The 20,487-nt window shown below is 45.2% G+C and carries 13 protein-coding genes; 2 read left to right on the top strand and 11 right to left on the bottom strand.

What is annotated here, in order from left to right; genetic code table 11:
* Positions 1-72: 72 nt before the first annotated feature.
* From M3636_RS04850 to M3636_RS04810, 9 genes are all read right to left on the bottom strand, one after another.
* On the bottom strand, positions 73-1,923 hold the full coding sequence (locus M3636_RS04850) for an ABC transporter ATP-binding protein (RefSeq protein ID WP_251381422.1): 1,851 nt from the start codon (positions 1,921-1,923) through the stop codon (positions 73-75).
* A complete protein-coding gene (locus tag M3636_RS04845) occupies positions 1,920-3,692 on the bottom strand; it encodes an ABC transporter ATP-binding protein (protein WP_251381421.1) in 1,773 nt (590 codons plus the stop codon). The genes M3636_RS04850 and M3636_RS04845 overlap by 4 nt, the downstream gene beginning before the upstream one ends.
* A gap of 269 nt (positions 3,693-3,961) precedes the next feature.
* The gene (locus M3636_RS04840; protein WP_251381420.1) at positions 3,962-7,636 is read right to left on the bottom strand and encodes a dynamin family protein; all 3,675 of its coding nucleotides are present in this window, start codon (positions 7,634-7,636) and stop codon (positions 3,962-3,964) included.
* 501 nt (positions 7,637-8,137) lie between these two features.
* Entirely contained in the window at positions 8,138-8,410 is a 273-nt protein-coding gene (locus M3636_RS04835; RefSeq protein ID WP_056696846.1) for a hypothetical protein, read from the bottom strand.
* 23 nt (positions 8,411-8,433) lie between these two features.
* Positions 8,434-9,129 (bottom strand): endonuclease III, encoded by a 696-nt coding sequence (nth, locus tag M3636_RS04830; RefSeq protein ID WP_128102497.1) that lies wholly within the window; start codon positions 9,127-9,129, stop codon positions 8,434-8,436.
* Between the two features lie 160 nt (positions 9,130-9,289).
* A complete protein-coding gene (locus M3636_RS04825) occupies positions 9,290-12,028 on the bottom strand; it encodes an S-layer homology domain-containing protein (protein ID WP_251381419.1) in 2,739 nt (912 codons plus the stop codon).
* A 76-nt stretch (positions 12,029-12,104) separates the two neighbouring features.
* The gene (locus tag M3636_RS04820) at positions 12,105-12,794 is read right to left on the bottom strand and encodes a GerMN domain-containing protein (protein ID WP_251381418.1); all 690 of its coding nucleotides are present in this window, start codon (positions 12,792-12,794) and stop codon (positions 12,105-12,107) included.
* 35 nt (positions 12,795-12,829) lie between these two features.
* Positions 12,830-14,236, bottom strand: a complete 1,407-nt coding sequence (locus tag M3636_RS04815; RefSeq protein WP_128102499.1) for an N-acetylmuramoyl-L-alanine amidase family protein — start codon at positions 14,234-14,236, stop codon at positions 12,830-12,832.
* A 256-nt stretch (positions 14,237-14,492) separates the two neighbouring features.
* Entirely contained in the window at positions 14,493-15,905 is a 1,413-nt protein-coding gene (locus M3636_RS04810) for an N-acetylmuramoyl-L-alanine amidase family protein (protein ID WP_251381417.1), read from the bottom strand.
* Positions 15,906-16,243: 338 nt separating this feature from the next.
* On the opposite strand from M3636_RS04810, the gene M3636_RS04805 reads away from it, so the two are divergent.
* Positions 16,244-16,813 (top strand): hypothetical protein, encoded by a 570-nt coding sequence (locus tag M3636_RS04805; protein ID WP_251381416.1) that lies wholly within the window; start codon positions 16,244-16,246, stop codon positions 16,811-16,813.
* Between the two features lie 305 nt (positions 16,814-17,118).
* Here M3636_RS04805 and leuD read toward each other — a convergent pair whose 3' ends face one another.
* Both leuD and leuC read right to left on the bottom strand, forming a co-directional pair.
* Positions 17,119-17,721, bottom strand: a complete 603-nt coding sequence (gene leuD / locus M3636_RS04800) for a 3-isopropylmalate dehydratase small subunit (protein WP_251381415.1) — start codon at positions 17,719-17,721, stop codon at positions 17,119-17,121.
* A 30-nt stretch (positions 17,722-17,751) separates the two neighbouring features.
* Positions 17,752-19,173, bottom strand: a complete 1,422-nt coding sequence (gene leuC, locus M3636_RS04795) for a 3-isopropylmalate dehydratase large subunit (protein ID WP_251382485.1) — start codon at positions 19,171-19,173, stop codon at positions 17,752-17,754.
* 328 nt (positions 19,174-19,501) lie between these two features.
* Here leuC and M3636_RS04790 point away from each other — a divergent pair, with 328 nt between their 5' ends.
* Positions 19,502-20,425: a LysR family transcriptional regulator gene (locus M3636_RS04790; protein ID WP_251381414.1), complete on the top strand. Its 924-nt coding sequence runs from the start codon at positions 19,502-19,504 to the stop codon at positions 20,423-20,425.
* Positions 20,426-20,487 lie beyond the last annotated feature (62 nt).

Here is a 20,487-nt window from a genome sequence, read left to right as displayed (position 1 = left end):
AGATCAAGTTAAAAGAATACCAGAGTGTTCTAGTTTAAAATCTTATACGCTTAGGAAGTGTTCAAGTTTGCTCTACAAAAATTTGTACTGAGCCTCAATAAGCCCATTATACACACCTTGCTGTTTAATCAACTGATCATGGTTTCCTTCTTCTTTAATTTCACCATGATCCAGTACAATAATATTATCCGCATTCCGAATCGTCGAGAGACGGTGAGCGACCATAAAGGATGTTCTACCCTGCAACAGAACCTTCAATGCCTCTTGGATTTTCAGTTCAGTTTCCGTATCAATACTTGCTGTCGCTTCATCCAGAATTAAGATACGCGGATTAGCTAGCAATGCACGAGCGAAGGATAACAGTTGGCGTTGACCCATAGATAAGACATTGCCGCGCTCTTCAACTTCGGTATCATACCCACCTGGAAGCTTCATAATGAATTCATGAGCGTTTACTGCTTTTGCAGCGTCCTCCACTTCTTCATTTGTTGCATCCAGCCGCCCGAATCGAATATTATCACGGATCGTACCAGAGAAAATAAACGTATCCTGCAGTACGATACTGATCTGACTTCGTAAGCTCTCTACGGTTACATCCCGAACGTCCCGACCATCAATCGTTAAACGCCCGTCAGATATGTCATAGAAACGGCTGATTAAGTTAATGATTGTACTTTTACCGGAGCCTGTGTGACCCACTAGTGCAATCGATTGACCTGCGGCTGCTTTAAAGCTGATTCCCTTAAGCGCCTGTCTGCCTTTCTCATATTCGAACACTACATTGTCAAATACGATGTCCCCTTTAATTGCAGGAAGTGGCTTCGCACCCGGTTTATCTGCAATGCTTGGCTTCTCATCCATGAATTCGAAGATCCGCTCCGAAGAAGCCATCGCAACCAGCAATTGATTGTACATTTGACCTAGACGGTTGATTGGATCCCAGAAGTTACCAACGTAGTTGGCAAAGGCAACCAGTAAGCCGACCGTCAGTTGATCCTGTTGAATTAGGTAAGCACCAAACCAGAACAGAATTAATGTACCAAAGCCACCCGTAATCTCAATGAGTGGTCCGAAGCCCTGGTTCATCGCTGATGCTCTATCCCAAGACTTCTTGCTGGACATGTTCATATTGTCAAAGTATTTCATGTTCTCTTTTTCCTGCGTATACGCTTGAGTCACTCGAATCCCTTGAATGGATTCATTCAAGTGGGAGTTAATACGGGAGTTCTTCATACGTACGTCCTGCCATGCACGACGGATCAACACACGCAGTTTGGTCGAGATAATAAACATAATTGGAACCGTGATAATGACAGCAAGCCCCAGCTTCCAGTTAATTAGCATCAAAATGACGATGATACCAAGCAACTGTACACAGTCGATCATGACGTTAACTGCACCATTCGTAAACAAGTCCTGCAAGGAGTTAATGTCATTCGTGACACGTACAAGCACTGAGCCTGCTGGTCTTTTGTCAAAAAAGTTAAAGGACAATTTCTGGATATGCTTGAACAGATCTGACCGAAGATCGTAAATCACTCGTTGACCAATAATATTGGTCAATTTGATTCGATACGTATTCGCACCCCACTGAATTAAATACAGCGCAAGTACGGAACCAGCGATTAAATAAAGCATGGTCATACTAGGTAATCCTGTTTGTGGTGCAATCGCACGGTCAATCGCCAAACTGATCAGGAACGGTACAGACAATTTTGTGATTGTTCCCAGAATCATCATTAATATAACAAGTGGTAAGAGTTGCCTTGCATAAGGTTTCATATATGCAAACAATCGACCAAACTCTTTCCAGTTAAACGGTTTTTCAATAACTTCGTCATCTTGATATACGAATCGTTCATTTAATTTCTGATTCGAAGTCCCCTTGACCTCGCGCCTATCTGCTACCGTATCGGCACTCATGAGTTCACCTGCTCCCCAGCCTCCCGCTTACCGCGGGCAATGTAATCTGCATATTGAATTTTATAAACATCCTGATATGGTCCAGGTACTTCAATAAGGTCTTTGTGTTTCCCGCGCTGCACGACACGCCCTTCATCGAGCACCAGAATCTCATCTGCATGTCGTAGAGAAGATATCCGGTGGGCAATAATAAATGTCGTTCTACCACGCATGACCTCTTGGAAGCCGGATTGAATCTCATGCTCGGTTTCCATATCTACCGCACTGGTTGCATCATCAAGCACTAGAATTTTCGGGTTTTTCAACAAAGCTCTTGCGATCGCAATCCGCTGTTTCTGACCACCTGAAAGACCCATTCCGCGCTCACCGACAACCGTGTCATACCCTTCCGGGAACTCCATAATGAAATCATGTGCTTTGGCCAGCTTCGCTGCCCGGATAATTTCATCCATCGTTACATTTTTCAAACCGTAGGAAATATTGTTACGAATGCTTGAGGAGAACAGGAACGTCTCCTGAAAAACTGAAGCGATCTGACTACGTAAACTACGAATACCGATGTCTTTAATATTTTTTCCATCCAGCTTAATCGTGCCCGAGTTCACGTTGTACGCACGCATCAGGAGCTGAATAATCGTCGATTTTCCTGACCCTGTTCCGCCAAGGAAACCGATGACTGTTCCAGGAGGTGCATCAAAATTGATATCTGTCACAGCTGCCATCTTGTTGCCATACGCAAAGGTTACTGACTCGAAGGTTACATGTCCTTTAACATGATCTGCCTCCATAATAAGTGGATCTTCTGTTTCTTGTACATCTACTGGCGTATTCAATAGTTCTAGTACGCGTTCACCCGAAGCTTTTGATTGAGTATAGTTGTTGATATGGAAACCGAGGTTCCACATTGGTCCAATTATGTACCAGATCAAACTGAAAAAGGCAACGAGTTCACCAAGTGTTAGCGTTTGCTGAATAACCATTCTGCCACCGATGACCAAGAGCAAGACCACACTTACAGAAGCAAGGATCTCCATGATCGGAAAATAATGACTCCATAAGGTTGCTGCATGAATCTGATTCGTTTTGTAACGTTCGTTGCGTGTAGAGAACTTCTCCACTTCATAAGGCTCACGAGCAAAAGATTTAACCGTACGCACGCCTGTAATATTCTCCTGTACGGCTGTCGTGAGTGAACTCAGCGCGAGTCGCATTTCCTGGAACGCAGGGTGAATTCGGGATTCGAATCTTAGCGCAACGAAGGCAAGTAGAGGAATGCAAATGAGTGTATACAGGGTAAGCTGCCAACTCATCGTCATCATCATAATTGCGCCGAATACGACCATTAATACCATGTTGAGAATCTGGGCGAAGCCAAACCCGATAAAGTTCCGGATCGCTTCCAAATCTCCCGTGAGGCGGGACATCAGATCTCCCGTTTTGGCCGTGTCATAATAACGGAAGGATAAAAATTGAAGCTTTTCATAACAAGCATTACGAAGCCGGTATGCCAAAAAGTTACCCAGTCGGCCTCCAAAGAAACCGTGTAAAAATTGCATGCCCGCTTTTAAAATAACAACACCTAACACCGTCAAAGCAAGTATGGGAACGTCTTCAAAATTTCGCGGTATAATTACGTTATCAATCAAAATCCTTAGCAGGTTCGGATATACAAGCCCGAGTGCAGTCGCTATGGCGAGGAACAAGATTGATACAAATAAATACGATCGCTTTTCCCAAAAAAAGGTTTGCAGTTGCCTGAGAACATCCATGTTTCTCCTCCTCTTGTCTAGTTCAAAATAGTATGAACATTTATGAAGTTTATCACCGTCCCCCCTTCGCGGCAAAGCGAATAACAGACCATATTCAGGCTACTTTCTCCTTAATGCGGCATTAACAGGGGTAAACAACCACCTATCAATCAAATGTTTGAATATTCTCTTCATTTCAGGTTGTTCGTACAAAAAAAAGGCTCCCTTGTTGACCTCTTGGTCGGGAGCCTTTTTGAACATGAATTTATAGGTACACACTTCGTGTAGACTTATTCGTGTACGAATTGCTGTATTTGTAGGGAAAGAGCATTCCATTCGTCTGCGAGTATGCCGCTAGTCAACGTTTCGTTCAACGCGTTTACTGCTTCTTGTAGTCTCTCCTCCAACTGTCTGGATTGATGCTGTAACGACTGCTGAAGCCGCACATCATAGAATTCAACAAGCTTTTGTTGCGCAGGAGGTAACACATCAGCAACCATTTGTTTGATGACAGGCTCCAGCACTTCTTGCAGTCGCTGACGTCCGCCTCCTTCGAAGAACTGCTTCGGATTGCGTAAATAACTCTGATAGATTTTCCAGCCGGATGGCTCCTCTAATCGAATCTCCTCAAGAACCGGTGTTGTCCATTCCTCATTAAAGGATAAAGATAGATCCATTCCGCCAGATAAACGTTTCAGTTCCTCAATACAATCCGTGATCTGCTTCTGCAACCATGTCTGACCTGTCTGTTCTAATCGCAGTGTCGTTGCGAGCAGTTCCTGTTCAAGCTCAACCGCGATCATGCGCAACAGCTCACGTCCACATGCGGCAAAGGCACTTTTCAACTGACCACGATCTTCTCGTAGTACAGAGGGATGGAATGCCTCAGCCATAAATGTACCAAGTCGATATCCGAGTCGCTGTCTGACATGGAAGAGCAATTCACCTGTCTCTTGTGTCAGCTCCTCTTTCATAGAACGTTCAGAGAGGGTGCGTATACGACCAACGGATTGATCCATGATGGCATTCAGCTCCAGACGACGCTGATCTAATACCTCTTCACCTTGTACCGCATCCTCTGCTCTCTGCTTCAAGCGCTGCACCACACGGTTCAACTCTTCTGCTGCTCCGTGAACAGCAAGATCGGCAAGCTCTCTACCAGCAAAGCGATTAAATTCTTCTTCAAACCGCGTGAAACCTGATTGCTGAAGCAGCTCTTCATTGCCCGTACTCTTGCCATCCATCGCAAGCAAGCTAGACACCGGGAATAATCGAGGTGAACGAATTCCGTTTGTTCGAAGCTGGGTGCTCACATGATCCAGAACCTGTTCCAATTCCTCTTCTGACGAAGAAAGATCACTCGCATTCACAACGAAGAACATCTGATCCATAGCGGAACTGTCCTTCACCCGCCCTAATTGATTCAGGAATTGTCGATCTCCTTGTGAAAAGGCATGGTTATAATACGTTACAAATATAAGCGCATCCGCATTCTTCATATAATTAAACGTTACTCCGGTATGACGGGCATTCACCGAGTCAGCTCCTGGCGTATCCACCAGGACAATGCCTTGCTCCGTAACTGCACAACTATAGTAGAGGTCGATGCTATCAACAAAACAGGACTTCCGTTCATTCGCCACAAAGTTACGATAACCAGCCAAATCAACTAACACATCTTGACCCAATTGATCCGCTGTATCCTCCCAACCAGCCGCAGCCGCTTGTAAAAAGCTATAATGCGGTCTTCCCGCTGGATGTACATCTTGAGGCGACAGAGATTGGACGCGCTTCTGCCAATCTGCTCCCGGTTCACCTAAGCCAAGCAAGCGGAACGAATATGCCAGATCCTCTTGGAAGGCATTCCGAGTCTTCATCCGGACTCGGGCAGTGCCATGCTCCGCTCCACCGGACGGAGCCATAATGCGGTTAATCGCCGCTGTTGTTGGGTGCGGCGAGACCGGTAAGATAGCTTCGCCGAGCAAAGCGTTGGCGAAGGAGGACTTACCCGCGCTGAACGCACCGAACAGCGCGAGTGTAAACGTGCCGCCGGCAAGCGAAGCCGCGCGTGCACGCAGATCCCGTACCGCCGACCCCATGGCGGGGTACGGCTCCACCACCGCAGCGGCGGCTTCCAGCCGTGCCGCCGCTGCGTCCAGGCGCCGGCGACGCTCAGCGCCAGCCGCCGGGTGCCCTTGCGCCGCTGCTGCTGTGCGCGGCGGCGTTGCCTGTGGCTGCGCAGCCACAGGCGTGGTGCCCGTGTGCGAGCCGGGAGCTTCGCTCGGCGGCTCATGCGCGGGCACTTGCGGGCTCCGCACCTCCGGCAATAGCCCGGAGGGGAGGGAGCCCGCAGGAGGCAGCAGGCTGCGCAGCCCTGCTGCCTCCGCTGCGGCGGCGCGCTGGAGCGCAGTGTAGCGCGTCGCCGCAGCGGATTGCGCCAGCAACGCTGTGCGGCTGGCGTCCAGCGATTGAAGCGCGGCTTCGCCTTGCGCGCTCAGCGCCTCAAGCATGCGGTCGACCAGCATCATGGCCGACTTGCGGTAGCGAGCCTCAATTTCGCCTCGCAACTCTTTGCTATATTGAAGTATATACTCAGGAGACAGCTCTGCACTGGCACTTCGTTTCATCTCTAGCAAAGTTTCATCTATAACAGGAAGCTCCGCATTCAGCGCCTGTTCCCAATCAGCTCCCCAGAGCTGATGAGATTCACCCAGCTTTCTAAGCATCGTGCGGATATGAACCTCCACTTGTCCCTGAACTTGATCTTTCAGCAAGCCAGCAAGCTCCGTCGCTCGCCGTTGTTTCTCCTGCTCTGTTTTGCCACCCGAAAATAGGAGCCCTACACGGAATCCAGGTTTGCGGCTTTCCAGAAATGCACCTGCCGACGTACGGATATCCGCTGGCGTGAGATTGGCATTAGCCAGAAGCGGTTCAAGCTCTGCCCGAAACTTCTCTCGTTCCCGTGACGGCTTGGAACGAAGCTCAGCTTCTTGCTGCTGAATTGCCGCTAGCTCATGCTCCAATCGCTGCAAACCTTCCTGCCCACCGATTTCCTCAAGCAGACTCGCTTCTTCCTCTTCTCGTTCTTCCGCTCGCCGCTCTAAATGTTGTTCTGTCACATGACTCGCGGAACTCAACAAACTATGCTGGATCAGTCCCTCTTTATGTTCCAACATATGTTCAATAAGCTCAGGAATCTGCTTCCACTGGTTGTAGCGGTGATCCTTATCTCGAAGAGATGTGAACAATAACCCATCATATCGAACTTCCCAAGCATTAAAGATCGTTTCAACACCCTCAATATACGTATCAAACGAAAGCTCTTTTTCTCGATGCTTATCAATCTGATTCACGATCAGGAACAGCGGTTTGCCCCAATCCGACAAACTTTTAGCAAACGACAGGTTACTCTCTGACTGCACATGATTATAATCCATCACATAGAACACAACGTCAGCTAAATGAAGTGCTGAATGTGTTGCCAATCCATGACCTCGATCTGTTGAATCCACACCGGGTGTATCTAACAGTACTGCACCATTTTTCAGCAAGGGAATATCATCCCACACTTCAATCGAACGGTATGCGCCACCATTCTTGCAATATGCTTCTAACTGCTCAGGGGAAACCTCCAGCGAACTGTTAGCACCTGATGCATTGTCAGCGCTTTCGTCATTCGTCATATGAATAATCGCTCGTGGAGCCCCATTACGGATCGATACGACGTTAGCACTTGTAGGCACAGGACTTGAAGGCAGTACCCGTTTACCACACAAACTATTAATCAGACTAGACTTACCGGCTGAGAAGTGACCGCAGAATGCAATGGTTAACTGTTTCATTTCCGCTTTGCGGATCAGATCTGTTATAGCCTGTACTGCCGTATGGTCTCTCGTCTGCTCCATTGCCTCTCGCAGTGGAAGCAGAGGTTTAGCCATCTCTACTGGATAATCTGTTTTCGTCATGACTGGCCTTTCCCCCTGGCTCCTTAATTTGGCATCATTCATGATAATGCCTTTCTCTTATAGAAGTTGTTCAAAAAGTCCGCTTGGATTATAAAACTAAAAAATCTCATACTTACTCAGCATTTTCAGCATTAAAGTTGGATTCCTTTTGAACTCGCATTTATAATAGTCCCATTTTAACATTACCTCGTGCGAATTTGAACGATTTCTATGTAATAACGCATAGACAAAGCATCTTTTGCACTACAGATTCTGTCAACGCTCGACTTCTGATTACACACTTGCCACTTCAATGACAGAATAATATTCCGAGCGCTGTTATCCCCAGTTTTTCTTGCATTCCCTTTTTCAATGGGAAAATTCGGATATAAAAAAATAAAACCGAATATATCGGTTTTATCGATGGTACTTCACGAACATGCTGCACCCTTAATATGCGGTATTGCTCCGTAATGAGCATGTCAACATAGATGCAACATATCCATGGGTATAGGTGTAATATTAAGAAACCGCGTTCTCCATTGTAGGCAACAAGATTTCAAATACTTGTCCGTGCTGAAGAATTGTAATATTTCTTCCTTTGTCTCTCATAACTACAACTTCTGGTTTTGTGGACATGCGCTCCAAATAATGCTCAGGCACGTCGCCAGAATGACTTACAGTGATACCTTCGACTTCTTTTTCTTCATTTTCAGCCATTTCCTGCTCCACAACTTGTTCAAAAATATCGGAGAAGGCTTCAAAATTGTCAGTGTACACGGAAATGCATTTCATCGTTACTCATCCTCTTCTAGTCATTAATTTATTTTTCGTTTTGGGGTACTGCTACGTTCCTTATCTTTCCTGATTTGGGACGTTTTCATACGCTTTTTCCCTTCTCTGCATATATCCAGCAGAGGGCAGATCTGGCACGCTGGGTTCTGGGCCTTACAATGGTAACGTCCAAAAAAAATGATCCGGTGATGGGTCAACGTCCATTCATCTCGGGGTACGCGCTTCATCAATTTTTTCTCGACTTCAAGAACAGAGTCATCCCAACCAGCTAGTCCTAGCCGCTTGGACACACGTTCTACATGCGTATCCACCGCAATGGCAGGAACGCCAAACGCATTAGAAACAACAACGTTCGCGGTTTTCCGTCCGACCCCTGGTAGCGTCACAAGCTGATCATGTTCCTGCGGTACATCACCGCCATACTGCTCTATTAAAATACGGCACATGTTCTGGATATGCTTGGCCTTGTTTCGATACAGACCGATTCGCCGAATATCCTGTTCCAATTCCTCTAGAGGAACCGCCAGATAATCAGCAGGGCTCGTATACTTTTGAAACAAGTCTGCGGTTACCTTGTTTACTGTTTCGTCGGTGCATTGGGCCGACAATAGGACAGCTACCGTCAATTCAAACGCATTGCTGTGATTTAATTCGCAATGTGCATCAGGAAACATCGATTCCATCGTATCGAGTATGTGCCTAACTGTCGCTGCATTCATGAAGAGCTACCTCCCACAGAATCACCACACATGGTGGAGCCTTACTTCCAAACTTATTTCGAGTACTTTACGAGGAGACAAAAGCTTGCAAAAAAAACGTCCTGATGCGGGAAAGATCCCGCATCAAGACGGTCATTCTTTGATCCTCGAAAAGAAACGATTACTGTTTTTGGATCTCCATCACGATGTTGTTCAGGAGATACAATACAATATTATCATTATCTCTGAGAGATTGCACGCTTAAAGTGTTGTCGCCCTGGTGAACATATACTCCTGTACCAAGTGCAAAACGATAGTTTGTATCCGTAGTTGTCTCACGTTTCACCAGAATTTGGTTCCCTACGCCATCGTAAGACCAGAACTGTTTGCTCAGGATTGTCATCACTCTGAAACGAGTGGAGTGATCCGTATCCTTCGTCATTTCAACCCGATCACCCACAGTAAGACTTCCCAGTGACGTTAAAGTAGAACCGGACTTAATTACTTTGACGGAACCGCTAACCGGAACTGTCTCGGATTGACCGTTGAATAGTTTCAATGTAACTGAAGTTGCATCAACTGAAGTGACCTCTGCGAGTGTACGTTTAACAACCTGAACAGCTTTAGGTGTAATTCCTTCAAACGTAACGTTGATCAAGTTTCCTACTGTCAATTGTGAAGTAGTTAACGTCTGACCGCTTTCTCCTGTCAGCGTCGCTTGATCGAAGTAAAATTGGCTTGTCAGCAAATCCGATTTTACACGAACACGACCATTGGTTTCAATACCCGTAATTTCGAATTGAGCAACGGTGTTCAGAGCGACCTTTTGGATATAATCCTGATTCGCGCCCAACGTGACCGTAACGTTGTCGCCAATTTTCAAATCTGAGAGACTTGCACCAGACTTATTATATATTTCCACTGTAGGAGCGATTGTATAAGGAACGGTTATTGTCTGATTGCCAGACAACAAACTAATTTTCCGGTTGGAAGTATCAATATTGCTAATGGTACCCTCATACTTGAAAATAACCTTAACGGAAAGCGCACGAGTACCTACATATGTTAGATCCAGCTTGCGTCCTTCGTTTAGCAGAGACTCCAGACCTGCCATAGTTGGCTTCGTTGAATTATAATCCAACTTTGTTTTTTCATCCAATGTAAATACAAACGGTTTTTTGTTGCTATCCAGCACAGTAAGTACTTTTGTTTTAGCGTTATAGGATACTACAGATGCACCATTCATCGGTTCCATTTGGCGGCCAATGACCTGGATCCGTGTAACACGATCTTCAGCGTTCAATGTTAACTCTACCTGATCTCCATTTGTTGCATCTGTGATGAGATCATTTAATGAAGCATCCTGTATTCCGTTAATAATAACTTCCGGTTTCTCAACCAGCAGCTTAGCTTCAAGGGAGCCACCTTCACGCTTGAATGTCAATGTAGACTGATTCCCACCAATCTCCACCAGTGTGCCTCGAACCGATTGCTCCACACCCTGTGACAATTCGATCGTTTGCAAGATGCTATCCCTCACCGTATATTTCACAGCGCTTCCCGGCTTAAGCTCAGCCAGTGTCAAAATCCGATCCTGATAACGAATCATAAGGCTGTCACTATACGTATATTGCTCTGTTGTTCCTGCTGTAGTAACCAGTTTAATCGTTTTGCCAGATGTTACGACCTCAGCGACTACACCCGTATCACTCTTGTTGACAATGCCCGACTTCACACGAATGACTACTGTCTTCTTGTCAGTGGAGAAGGTCTCACGTTGCACTTCAATGATACTGTCTGCTGTAATATCCGATAATTTAATTGCTGATCCGTTCTGATCAATGAATGCTGTGGATTCATCGTATCCGAATGTCTCGTAGTTTTCACCAACGAAGACACCAATTTTATTACCTGACAGCGAACGCGCAAACGTTCCTTCTACTGTCTCTACCTGAGGTGTTGCATCGATCACTTCCACATAGGAAGCATTACCCGCTGAACCAACCACCTGCACTTTGGTATACAATTGAACATTGGCTTGTGGTGAACGAGTTTCACTGTCCTTCGTGAAATAAGGCGTATTGCTGTTCACAGCAAAAGTCGTCAGTTTACCGTCAACGACCATCGTAATTCGGCCATCTTCAAGTCCAGTAACGTATCCTGTGTACGTGTTAGGATAAGCCGTATCTGTCAACGATTCACCCCTACTAAAGAACGTAGCAAGCTGTGCGCGTGTAACAGAGCCCGTTGGATTGAACTTGTTTCCGTCAACACCTTTGGCCAGATCTAGACTAACGGCCAGGTTAACATAACCTTTGCTGCCATCGGAGATGCTTGCATTATCGGCGAAGCTCGTTGATTGATTGTTTTGCGCTTTTGCTTCTGCATCCTTGTTCAACGAACGAATAAGTAGCTTCGTGATCCACTCACGAGTAGCAGGCTTCTGTCCCCAAGATGTTTTGGACACATCCACTGCTGCTTCTTCCGTTTTATCAATCAGTCCCAGTTCCAACGCCAATGCGACGTAAGGCTTGAAGTAGTTGCCTACTTCCATAGTTGTCGGTAATGCCGCAGCCGTGCTGTCATTCAACTGGTCTTGTTTATTCATAAATCGAATGGCCATAGTTACCGCTTCTTGCTGCGTTACCGCGTCTCCTGGACGGAATAAGCCTTTTTCACCGAGGAGAATTCCTTGGTAAGCCAGCTTGTATACGTGTTTCTCAGCCCAATATCCTGCTTTGATATCACTGAACAAACCGGTTGGTGCAGCCGTATTACTTACTGTTGTAGTCTGGCTCTGTCCAGCATCTGTTGCTTCAGCTGCCAAGGCAGCCCCGCCAGCACTAAGAGCCATCATACCTGCAAGCACGGCTGAAACTACTTTTTTAGAGTGTGATGGATTATTATATTTAAAAGTCACCTATGATTCCCCTCTCTCATGTAAAACGGCTGATATTCCGCAGAATACACGGTAAAACAACATATGAAGCTCTCTATTAAGATCTCGTCATTGGATGTTCCAAATCCACATGGCCCATCAAACTCTCGGACTGTTGTCCATCCACCAATAGATCAAGTGTCTTCACTTCATCAAACTGGAAGAACGTTTTTTGCAACGCTTCAATGGCATATGCTTCTCCACCAGCACCGAGCCTAGCCGTATCTGGCATATGGATATCGAGTGTGAGAGCACCATCCTTGAACTGAACAGACTTCAGTTCGATCTCCTTAGACCACAGTGGAACGAGTTTGTCATCTGAGCTTTGTTGTAAAGCTTCGAAAGCAGACTTATATTTGTCTTCTTCCGCTGCATAGGTCACAGTAGCTGTAGATTCATGCAGTTCTAGCTCCTCTGGGTCTGTGAAGAATACGTTGATAGTCTTCTTCTCTGTCGCTTGCGAAGCATCCGTCTTACCTGTGTTCTCCGAGCTCGGGCTTGTACCCCCTGATGAATTCGTTCCTTCTGATTCAGACGTAGTTGTGTCTGGTGTTGTTGTTGAAGTCGTTTCATCTGGCTCTACAGTGGTAGGTTCAGTAATTTCCGTTTCACCTTGCACTTCTGTCACAGTATCTTCGGAGCCTGCACCTTGCGTCTGAGGTGGAGCGGCTGTCGGCTTATTTCCACATCCAGCAGCGACCGCCATAACCGTTACTAGTAGTGCTGCAATCCATAATTTTTTGTTCATTCTAACTCCGCCTCCTGTACATAAGGAATTCACCCTTATTTAATTCCCAGATACTCCTTGATCCCTGCAACAATACCTTTGGCTACACTATTTTGGAAACTCTCCGTAAACAGTGCCGCTTCGTCACTCTTGTTGCTCAGGAATCCACCTTCCAGCAGAACAGCGGGCATTGTTGTTTCACGAGTTACATGGAGACTAGCCGTTTTAACACCGCGATCCTTCAATCCTGATGATTCCAATAAATGCTTGTGCATTATTTTGGCTAGCGCTTGACTGGTAGCACGAGAATAAAATGTCTCTACACCATTTGCCGCTGCAGGTCCACTGTTAGCATGAATTGAAATAAAAATATCTGCTTTCAGACTTTCAGCGATTCTTACACGTTCTTTCAAGGCCAAAAATGTATCATCGCTGCGCGTCAGCACAACGTCAATGTTCGATTCTTTTTTCAACAAGGCTTCCACTTTCAGTGCCATTGCCAAATTAAAGTCTTTTTCTCTTTTGCCCGTTACGCCGATCGCACCTGGATCTTGATCCCCGTGTCCTGCGTCAATAACAACAACCTTTTTACCATTGTTTCCAACAGGGGGCTGTGTTGTTGGGCCTTCTTTGTTCAGATCAACGATAACTAAACCAGAATCGTTCTGTACGTCATAACCTTTGCTATTTGTCAAATCAATAACAAATCTTACGGTTGATGGCGTATTGCTGTATAACGAATAACGAATCTTGGATACATCGGGATATCCGTTCACAACAAGTTGTCCATTCTGATTGCTGTCTAGAGCTTGTCCTTGGCTGAAAGAATCAGCAAATGCCGTATTAGGCAAATCGATAACAATTCGATCCGGTCCTGTCATCGTGAAGACGTTCGGCTTCGTATCTCCGCTAGTTGCAATTAAGAAGCGGTTATCGCTGAAGCTGATGCCGTTCACCAGTACAAGACCTTCCTGCGTATCTCCGCCGTTATTGCCGGAGTTCGGGGGAGTAGTCGTTCCGTTTCCGGAACCGGAATTCTGGGTAACTAATGTTACCGTCTTCGTGGTATTGTTCCAACCCACCTTTAGACCCATTTGTTCACCAACAAATCGGAGCGGAACAAGTGTCGTACCATTTTTTACGAGTGGCGGGACATCCAGGTTCACGTTACTGCCGTTCACCGTTGCCGTCTTCTGTCCAACAATCATCTGCATGGCAGTGTTGTCTTTGCTTATAGTCACGGTGCTTGTCTTCTGTTGCCAGTCCACACCATATCCCAGGCTTTCAGAAATAACCCGAATTGGAACCATCACACTGCTGTTGATGTTTTCCGCTTTGGCATCCGAAGGCTGCACAATCTCTTTCCCATCTAGGATAATTTTCGTATCTGTTGCTGCATGACTATAGCCCGGGAAAACGAGCCCAAAGACAAATAACAGTACCAAAAAACCGAACTTCTTCATCCTTCACCCCTACCATTCTCATATTTTTTTGCCACACGTTGCGGTATTTCAGCTCTGACTGACACTTGGGCATTACCAGACACCTATTAGACGCCTCCAACACTTAAAAGTTGCGAATATATTCCATCATCACTGAAAAAAAACGTTGTTAAATCAAGCTTTTTCTACATTTTTATGGTTTTAATTTCCCATTATTCACATCTATGCATCTTGAAACAACGAACTACCCTAATCATTAAAACAACGATATTTATGTTTACTTGCCCAAAAATTCTAAGATTCCATCAACGATGGCCTGTGCACATTTGTTCTGATAATCCTCGGTGAACATTATCGCTTCATCCGATTCATTACTTAGAAAACCAAGCTCTAGAAGAACGGCTGGCATCGTTGTTTCCCTTGTCACATGCAAACTTGCCATCTTAATGCCGCGATCCTTAAGTCCCGTAATAGGTAATACATATTTATGAAGGATATCTGCTAACTCTTTGCTTTCCGGGCGAGTGTAGAGCGTCTCTATCCCATTGGGGACAGGCGTCGTAAATTTATTACCATGAATGGACACAAAAACATCTGCATGATTCAATTCAGCTATATCAACTCGCTGCTGCAAGGACAATTCCGTGTCATCCTTACGTGTAATGACAGTCTGAATGTCCGTGTAGGACTGAAGTAACGCTTGCACTTTGAGCCCTACAGCCAAATTGAAGTCCTTCTCGTATTTGCCTGTAACGCTAACCGCTCCAGACTGTCTTCCTCCATGCCCTGGATCAATGATAACAACCTTTGTCCCATTAGGAATTTCCACAGCAGGCTGAGGAGTGATTGGTGTTTCATCACCATTTGCCGTAAGATCAATCAGTATCTCTTGATTTTCTCCATGCGACCACTTCGCAGTAGCGATATGACTTAAATCAAAGACAATTCGAACTGTAGCAGGAGAGTTACTGAAATTAGCATACCGAATCTGGGTAATGAATGAAGAGTCTGTGACTTGAAAACTGCCGCTTCCATCTGGCTTGGAGGCTTGTCCTTGAATGAACTGCTGAGAAAACGTAGTTCCCGGCAAATCAACAATGATTCGATCAGGATTCGTTAGCGTGGATAGCTTCGGAGTAATGTTTCCTTTGGTTCCCAAAGTAAGCTGATTTCCACTAAAGTTAATACTGTTTAGCTCTGCAAGAGAAACTGATCCAGGTGTTTCTAACGAATCTTCTTCGTTATCTGCTTCTACTACAGGAGGCAGACTGGATAGGCTTACGGTCTTGGTTCCATTGTCCCAACCTACAAGCAGTCCCATGCCTTCACCGACAAAGCGCAACGGAACTAACGTCGTGCCTTGTTTAATCAAAGGAGGTGCATCCAGACTTACCTTGTTTCCATTGACAGTAGCCTCCTCTTGCCCGGCGACCATCTGGATGCTCCTTGCTCCTTTTAGGACACTAACCGTCTGTGTCGCTTTCTCCCACTTAACCTCATAACCTAAATTTTCCGACACAACTCGGATGGGAACCATTACTGTCTTACCCGTATTTTCAGCAGGAGCTCCTGTTTGCTGCTCAATTGTTACACCATCCAGTACGATGGAAGGAGGCGTGTCAGCATGCACCATTGCAGGAAATACGCACAGAAATAAAATAAATACAAATACTGCTGACCATTTTCTCATACATCATCCACCATTCTGTTGGTCTGTTGTGACTCTATTTAACTCTTAGGTATAAACATATGTCTAACGTTATGTAGCCTTCCATAATCTACTAACCAGTTTATCAGATATCCTGTCATATTCCGGTTACAACGTTGTCATAATTGGTCGGAAATATGGCGAAAAAGAATAAACGTCCACAGATGTTTTCTACCTATGAATGCAGAATCTATCAATCATGTCTTTTATTGACGTCAGCACCTTCAATAAGGTAACTTTAATTATACATATTATGGAACTTCAAAAAGGTACTAAGGCTATATTATTACAATTACAATCCATCCAAATGGAGGTATGACATGTTTACTTTATATAAGAACAAACCAGACGGTAAACTACTGTACGCAGAATACTGGATCGAAGATGGTCAGCTTGTCGAGCATGTTGGAACTGTTGGTACAATAGGTACTTCAAGTCGAATAGATTTTCCTGGCGAATATCAAAATGAAGACGAATTCAAACGTAATTTCTTATCCCGTTACACTGGTCAGGGCTATGAAGAAGCTTCCAAGCAAGAAGGTGTTATGCTTCTCATCCAATATCCTATGAAGAGCCTATCTGGAAGCAAGCGTGATCTATGGCTAAGGGATAAAGCAACGGAGGCATTAACAAGTGAGCTGGGCTGGAGAGGTCTAGGCTTCGTAGACGGCTTCGATATGGGCAAGACTACCAATCCAGTAGAGCAATACGCCTTGAACATATACTGCCATGTTGTAGATGAGAAGCTCGGTATTCAAGCCGTCAAGCGTGTACTTAAAGAAACACGACTGGATCACACTCAGATCAAAATCGCTTCGAAAGTGATGAACAGAGATGCAGCCTACGTGCTCCAATATTCGGCTAAGAAAAACTCCCCATTTTATGTATAAAGCTCAATGAATGACATTAGTGCGTTTTCAAAAAGGACGGTTTTCAGTACCGAGAAGATGGGATGAAGATAGAAATGGAGTAGCGGAGCGTAGGCAGAACTACGTGAGCAACGGACATTTCGGCTGAATCCCATATTCCACGCTGAGATGCCATCAGGCATCCTTCGTAATCAAAAGCGAACTTTTTGAACAACTTCTATTAGCAATCGATCAACATATGGTGAAATGAAAAAAGCTTCTGTTTCACAGACTGGAACCAGGTCCATACTGTGAAACAGAAGCTTTTACTTTTATTATTTTAGCAACTAGCCAAACAATTTTGCTGCATGGCGTTGCTCATATGCTGTGATCTCATCATCATGTTGAAGTGTCAAACCGATATCATCCAGTCCTTGCAACAAGAACTGACGACGGTGCTCATCCAGGTCAAACTCAATATGCAGCCCGTGTGCATCTGTAATCGTTTTGTTCTCCAGATTCACATTCAATTCGTAGCCATCATGAGTTGCAGTGCGTTGGAACAGATCTTCTACTTGTTCTTCCGACAACTTGATTGGCAAAATTCCGTTTTTGAAGCAGTTGTTATAGAAGATATCCGCAAAAGATGGTGCAATCACACAACGGAATCCGTAGTCCATAATCGCCCATGGTGCGTGCTCACGAGAAGATCCACAACCAAAGTTAGCGCGAGAGATCAGAACTGATGCCCCTTCATAACGTGCTTTGTTCATTTCGAAGGAAGGATTGTTGTTGCCCTCTTCGTCAAAACGCCATTCGTAGAACAAAAATTGTCCAAACCCCGTGCGTTCAATCCGTTTCAGAAATTGTTTAGGAATAATTGCGTCTGTATCTACATTGACCCGGTCAACCGGTGCAACGATGCCTTGCAGTGTTTTGAAAGCTTCCATGTGATCCGTTCTCCCTTCTGTTCGTTACTATTAGATAACTGCTTCCGTTTTGAAATTCCAGTCACGTACATCAACAAAGTGACCTTTAACCGCCGCTGCAGCTGCCATTGCTGGAGATACCAGATGCGTACGTCCTCCGCGACCTTGACGTCCTTCAAAGTTACGGTTCGATGTTGAAGCACAACGTTGTCCTGGTTTCAATACGTCTGGATTCATCGCAAGACACATACTGCATCCTGCATCACGCCATTCAAAGCCAGCATCTGTGAAGATTTTATCAAGTCCTTCTTTTTCAGCCTGGATTTTGACACGTCCTGAACCCGGAACGACAATTGCCGTAACATTGCTAGAAACTGTGTGTCCTTTAGCTACTTGTGCAGCCGCACGCAAATCCTCAATCCGTCCATTGGTACAAGAACCGATGAACACATAATCCACTGGAATTTCGGAAATTGGTGTTCCAGGTGTAAGCCCCATATATTCAAGCGCTTTTTCAGCAGCTTTACGTTCATTTTCAGTAGGCAGTTCCGCAGGAACAGGGACCTTGGAAGAAATATCCGTTCCCATACCTGGACTTGTGCCCCAAGTTACTTGTGGAATCAATGACTCTACATCGATTTCAACTACGCGATCGAACTCAGCACCTTCATCGGTTACAAGCTCTTTCCAAGCCGCAACAGCTTCGTCGAATTTCGCATCTGCTGGCACATATTCACGTCCACGCAGATATTCAAAAGTTGTTTCGTCTGGAGCGATCATGCCTGCTCTTGCGCCACCTTCGATGGACATGTTGCAGACCGTCATACGCTCTTCCATACTCAGTTCACGAATAGATTCTCCTGTGTATTCGATAACGTATCCAGTTGCAAAGTCAGTACCATATTTAGCGATTACTGCGAGGATCATATCCTTCGCTGTTACACCTGGGTTGCGTTTACCAACAAAACGAACTTCCATCGTTTTAGCTTTGGCTTGTTGCAAACATTGCGTCGCCATAACGTGCTCTACTTCACTTGTTCCGATCCCGAAGGCAAGTGCACCAAACGCACCGTGGGTTGAGGTATGGCTATCACCACAGACAATCGTTTTACCTGGATGAGTCAGACCCAATTCAGGACCCATAACGTGTACAACACCTTGATCAATCGTGTCCAAGTCATATAGCTTAACGCCGAAATCACGGCAGTTCTGCGACAATGTATCGATTTGTTGTTTGGAGATTGGGTCTGTAATGTTAAAACGATCTTTCGTTGGTACGTTGTGATCCATCGTTGCAAATGTCAGTTCAGGGCGACGAACTTTACGACCGCTCAAACGCAAACCTTCAAATGCTTGTGGAGAAGTTACTTCGTGTACAAGGTGCAGATCGATATAAAGAATGCTTGGCTTGCCTTCTTCCTGATGAATTACGTGGTTTTCCCAAATTTTCTCAAACATCGTTTTTTTACTCATCATTTTCACCTCATTATAAGTTCGTTCCATGGAAGAGCCTTTTGTGTTCGTTCACATTAGCGAAGCTCTTGAATGACATAAATATATCACTCGTCCATTCATTGTTCCAAGATATAATATCTATAGATGTAATAGGATTGACCTATAACGAGGGAAAGCCAAATAAACCACTGCTCTCAGCAGAGGTTTTAATTGATAACAATTATCATTATCATAAATTTATACTACGTTCCTAAATGGATTGTGTCAATGTATTTTATGCAAAAAAGGATTAAACGACTTAAGGGTGATATAATAGTGGCAATAATGAAAGGAATGACCAATGACGATGGAATTCAGACAGCTCCAATATACATTGCAGATTGCGGCAGAACGGAATTTTTCCCGTGCAGCAGAGAAGCTGCATATCGCACAACCCTCATTAAGCCAACAGTTATCCAAATTGGAAAAAGAATTGGGCGTGCTCCTCTTTCAACGAAATACGAGTACAGTGGAATTGACCCATGCGGGCGTTACCTTTGTTGAACAGGCGCAGAAAATCGTGGATGCGGTTGAGCTGCTTAGACAGGAAATGTCAGACATTTCGCAACTTCGTAAAGGTAAAGTCGTTGTAGGCAGTATGCCAATTACCGGATCTCATCTGCTTCCACATGTTCTTCCCGCATTTCAACAAACCTATCCTGAGATTGAAGTAACGCTGCTGGAAGACTCCGGTCTTACGCTAGAGAAATTAACGGCAAGCGGCAAAGCCGATCTTAGCCTGTTATCACTTCCGCTGCAAGAACCAAGTTTATCCTATGTCGTGATCGGTGAGGAACGAATTGACCTGGCTGTGCCGCCTACGCACCCTTTAGCACAAAGAGGTGATCCTGCCAACCCTGTTCCTGTAAAGATGGAGGAGCTTCGTGAAGAGTCTTTTGTTGTCCTGAAAAAAGGACAAGGCTTCCGTAAACTAACCTTCGATCTATGTGAACAGGCTGGTTTTGATCCCAATGTAGTGTTTGAGAGTAATAACATTGAAACTGTACAATCCCTCGTAGCTACGGGAATGGGCATTACTCTGGTTCCGCGCTTTATCGCACGAGCACCTCGCAGTGAATTTGTACCGGTGTATGTGCCTCTGGCTGAGCCTGTACCAAGCCGTACTTTAGTGGTTGCGTATCGTCAGGGACGAGTTTTGTCCAAAGCAGCTGAAGCCTTCATCCACACCTTCAAGCAGACGGTTGCGAAACTGTCTGAAGGTGACCATTAGACGTATACTAATCTAGGTATAGTGCTGTGTTGATCTACACTTTACTCAAGACAAATAAAAAG

The sequence above is a fragment of the Paenibacillus sp. MER 99-2 genome, from assembly GCF_023714095.1.
In the GTDB taxonomy this organism is placed as follows: Bacteria; Bacillota; Bacilli; order Paenibacillales; family Paenibacillaceae; genus Paenibacillus.
The sequence above is the reverse complement of the archived record's forward strand: the minus strand, read 5'-3'. Positions and strand labels throughout refer to the sequence as shown.

Coding starts and splice junctions, on each gene's coding strand:
- M3636_RS04850 (WP_251381422.1), bottom strand. CDS start 1,923: ATGAGTGCCGATACGGTAGCAGATAGGCGCGAGGTCAAGGGGACTTCG.
- M3636_RS04845 (WP_251381421.1), bottom strand. CDS start 3,692: ATGGATGTTCTCAGGCAACTGCAAACCTTTTTTTGGGAAAAGCGATCG.
- M3636_RS04840 (WP_251381420.1), bottom strand. CDS start 7,636: ATGACGAAAACAGATTATCCAGTAGAGATGGCTAAACCTCTGCTTCCA.
- M3636_RS04835 (WP_056696846.1), bottom strand. CDS start 8,410: ATGAAATGCATTTCCGTGTACACTGACAATTTTGAAGCCTTCTCCGAT.
- nth (WP_128102497.1), bottom strand. CDS start 9,129: ATGAATGCAGCGACAGTTAGGCACATACTCGATACGATGGAATCGATG.
- M3636_RS04820 (WP_251381418.1), bottom strand. CDS start 12,794: ATGAACAAAAAATTATGGATTGCAGCACTACTAGTAACGGTTATGGCG.
- M3636_RS04815 (WP_128102499.1), bottom strand. CDS start 14,236: ATGAAGAAGTTCGGTTTTTTGGTACTGTTATTTGTCTTTGGGCTCGTT.
- M3636_RS04810 (WP_251381417.1), bottom strand. CDS start 15,905: ATGAGAAAATGGTCAGCAGTATTTGTATTTATTTTATTTCTGTGCGTA.
- M3636_RS04805 (WP_251381416.1), top strand. CDS start 16,244: ATGTTTACTTTATATAAGAACAAACCAGACGGTAAACTACTGTACGCA.
- leuD (WP_251381415.1), bottom strand. CDS start 17,721: ATGGAAGCTTTCAAAACACTGCAAGGCATCGTTGCACCGGTTGACCGG.
- leuC (WP_251382485.1), bottom strand. CDS start 19,173: ATGAGTAAAAAAACGATGTTTGAGAAAATTTGGGAAAACCACGTAATT.
- M3636_RS04790 (WP_251381414.1), top strand. CDS start 19,502: ATGGAATTCAGACAGCTCCAATATACATTGCAGATTGCGGCAGAACGG.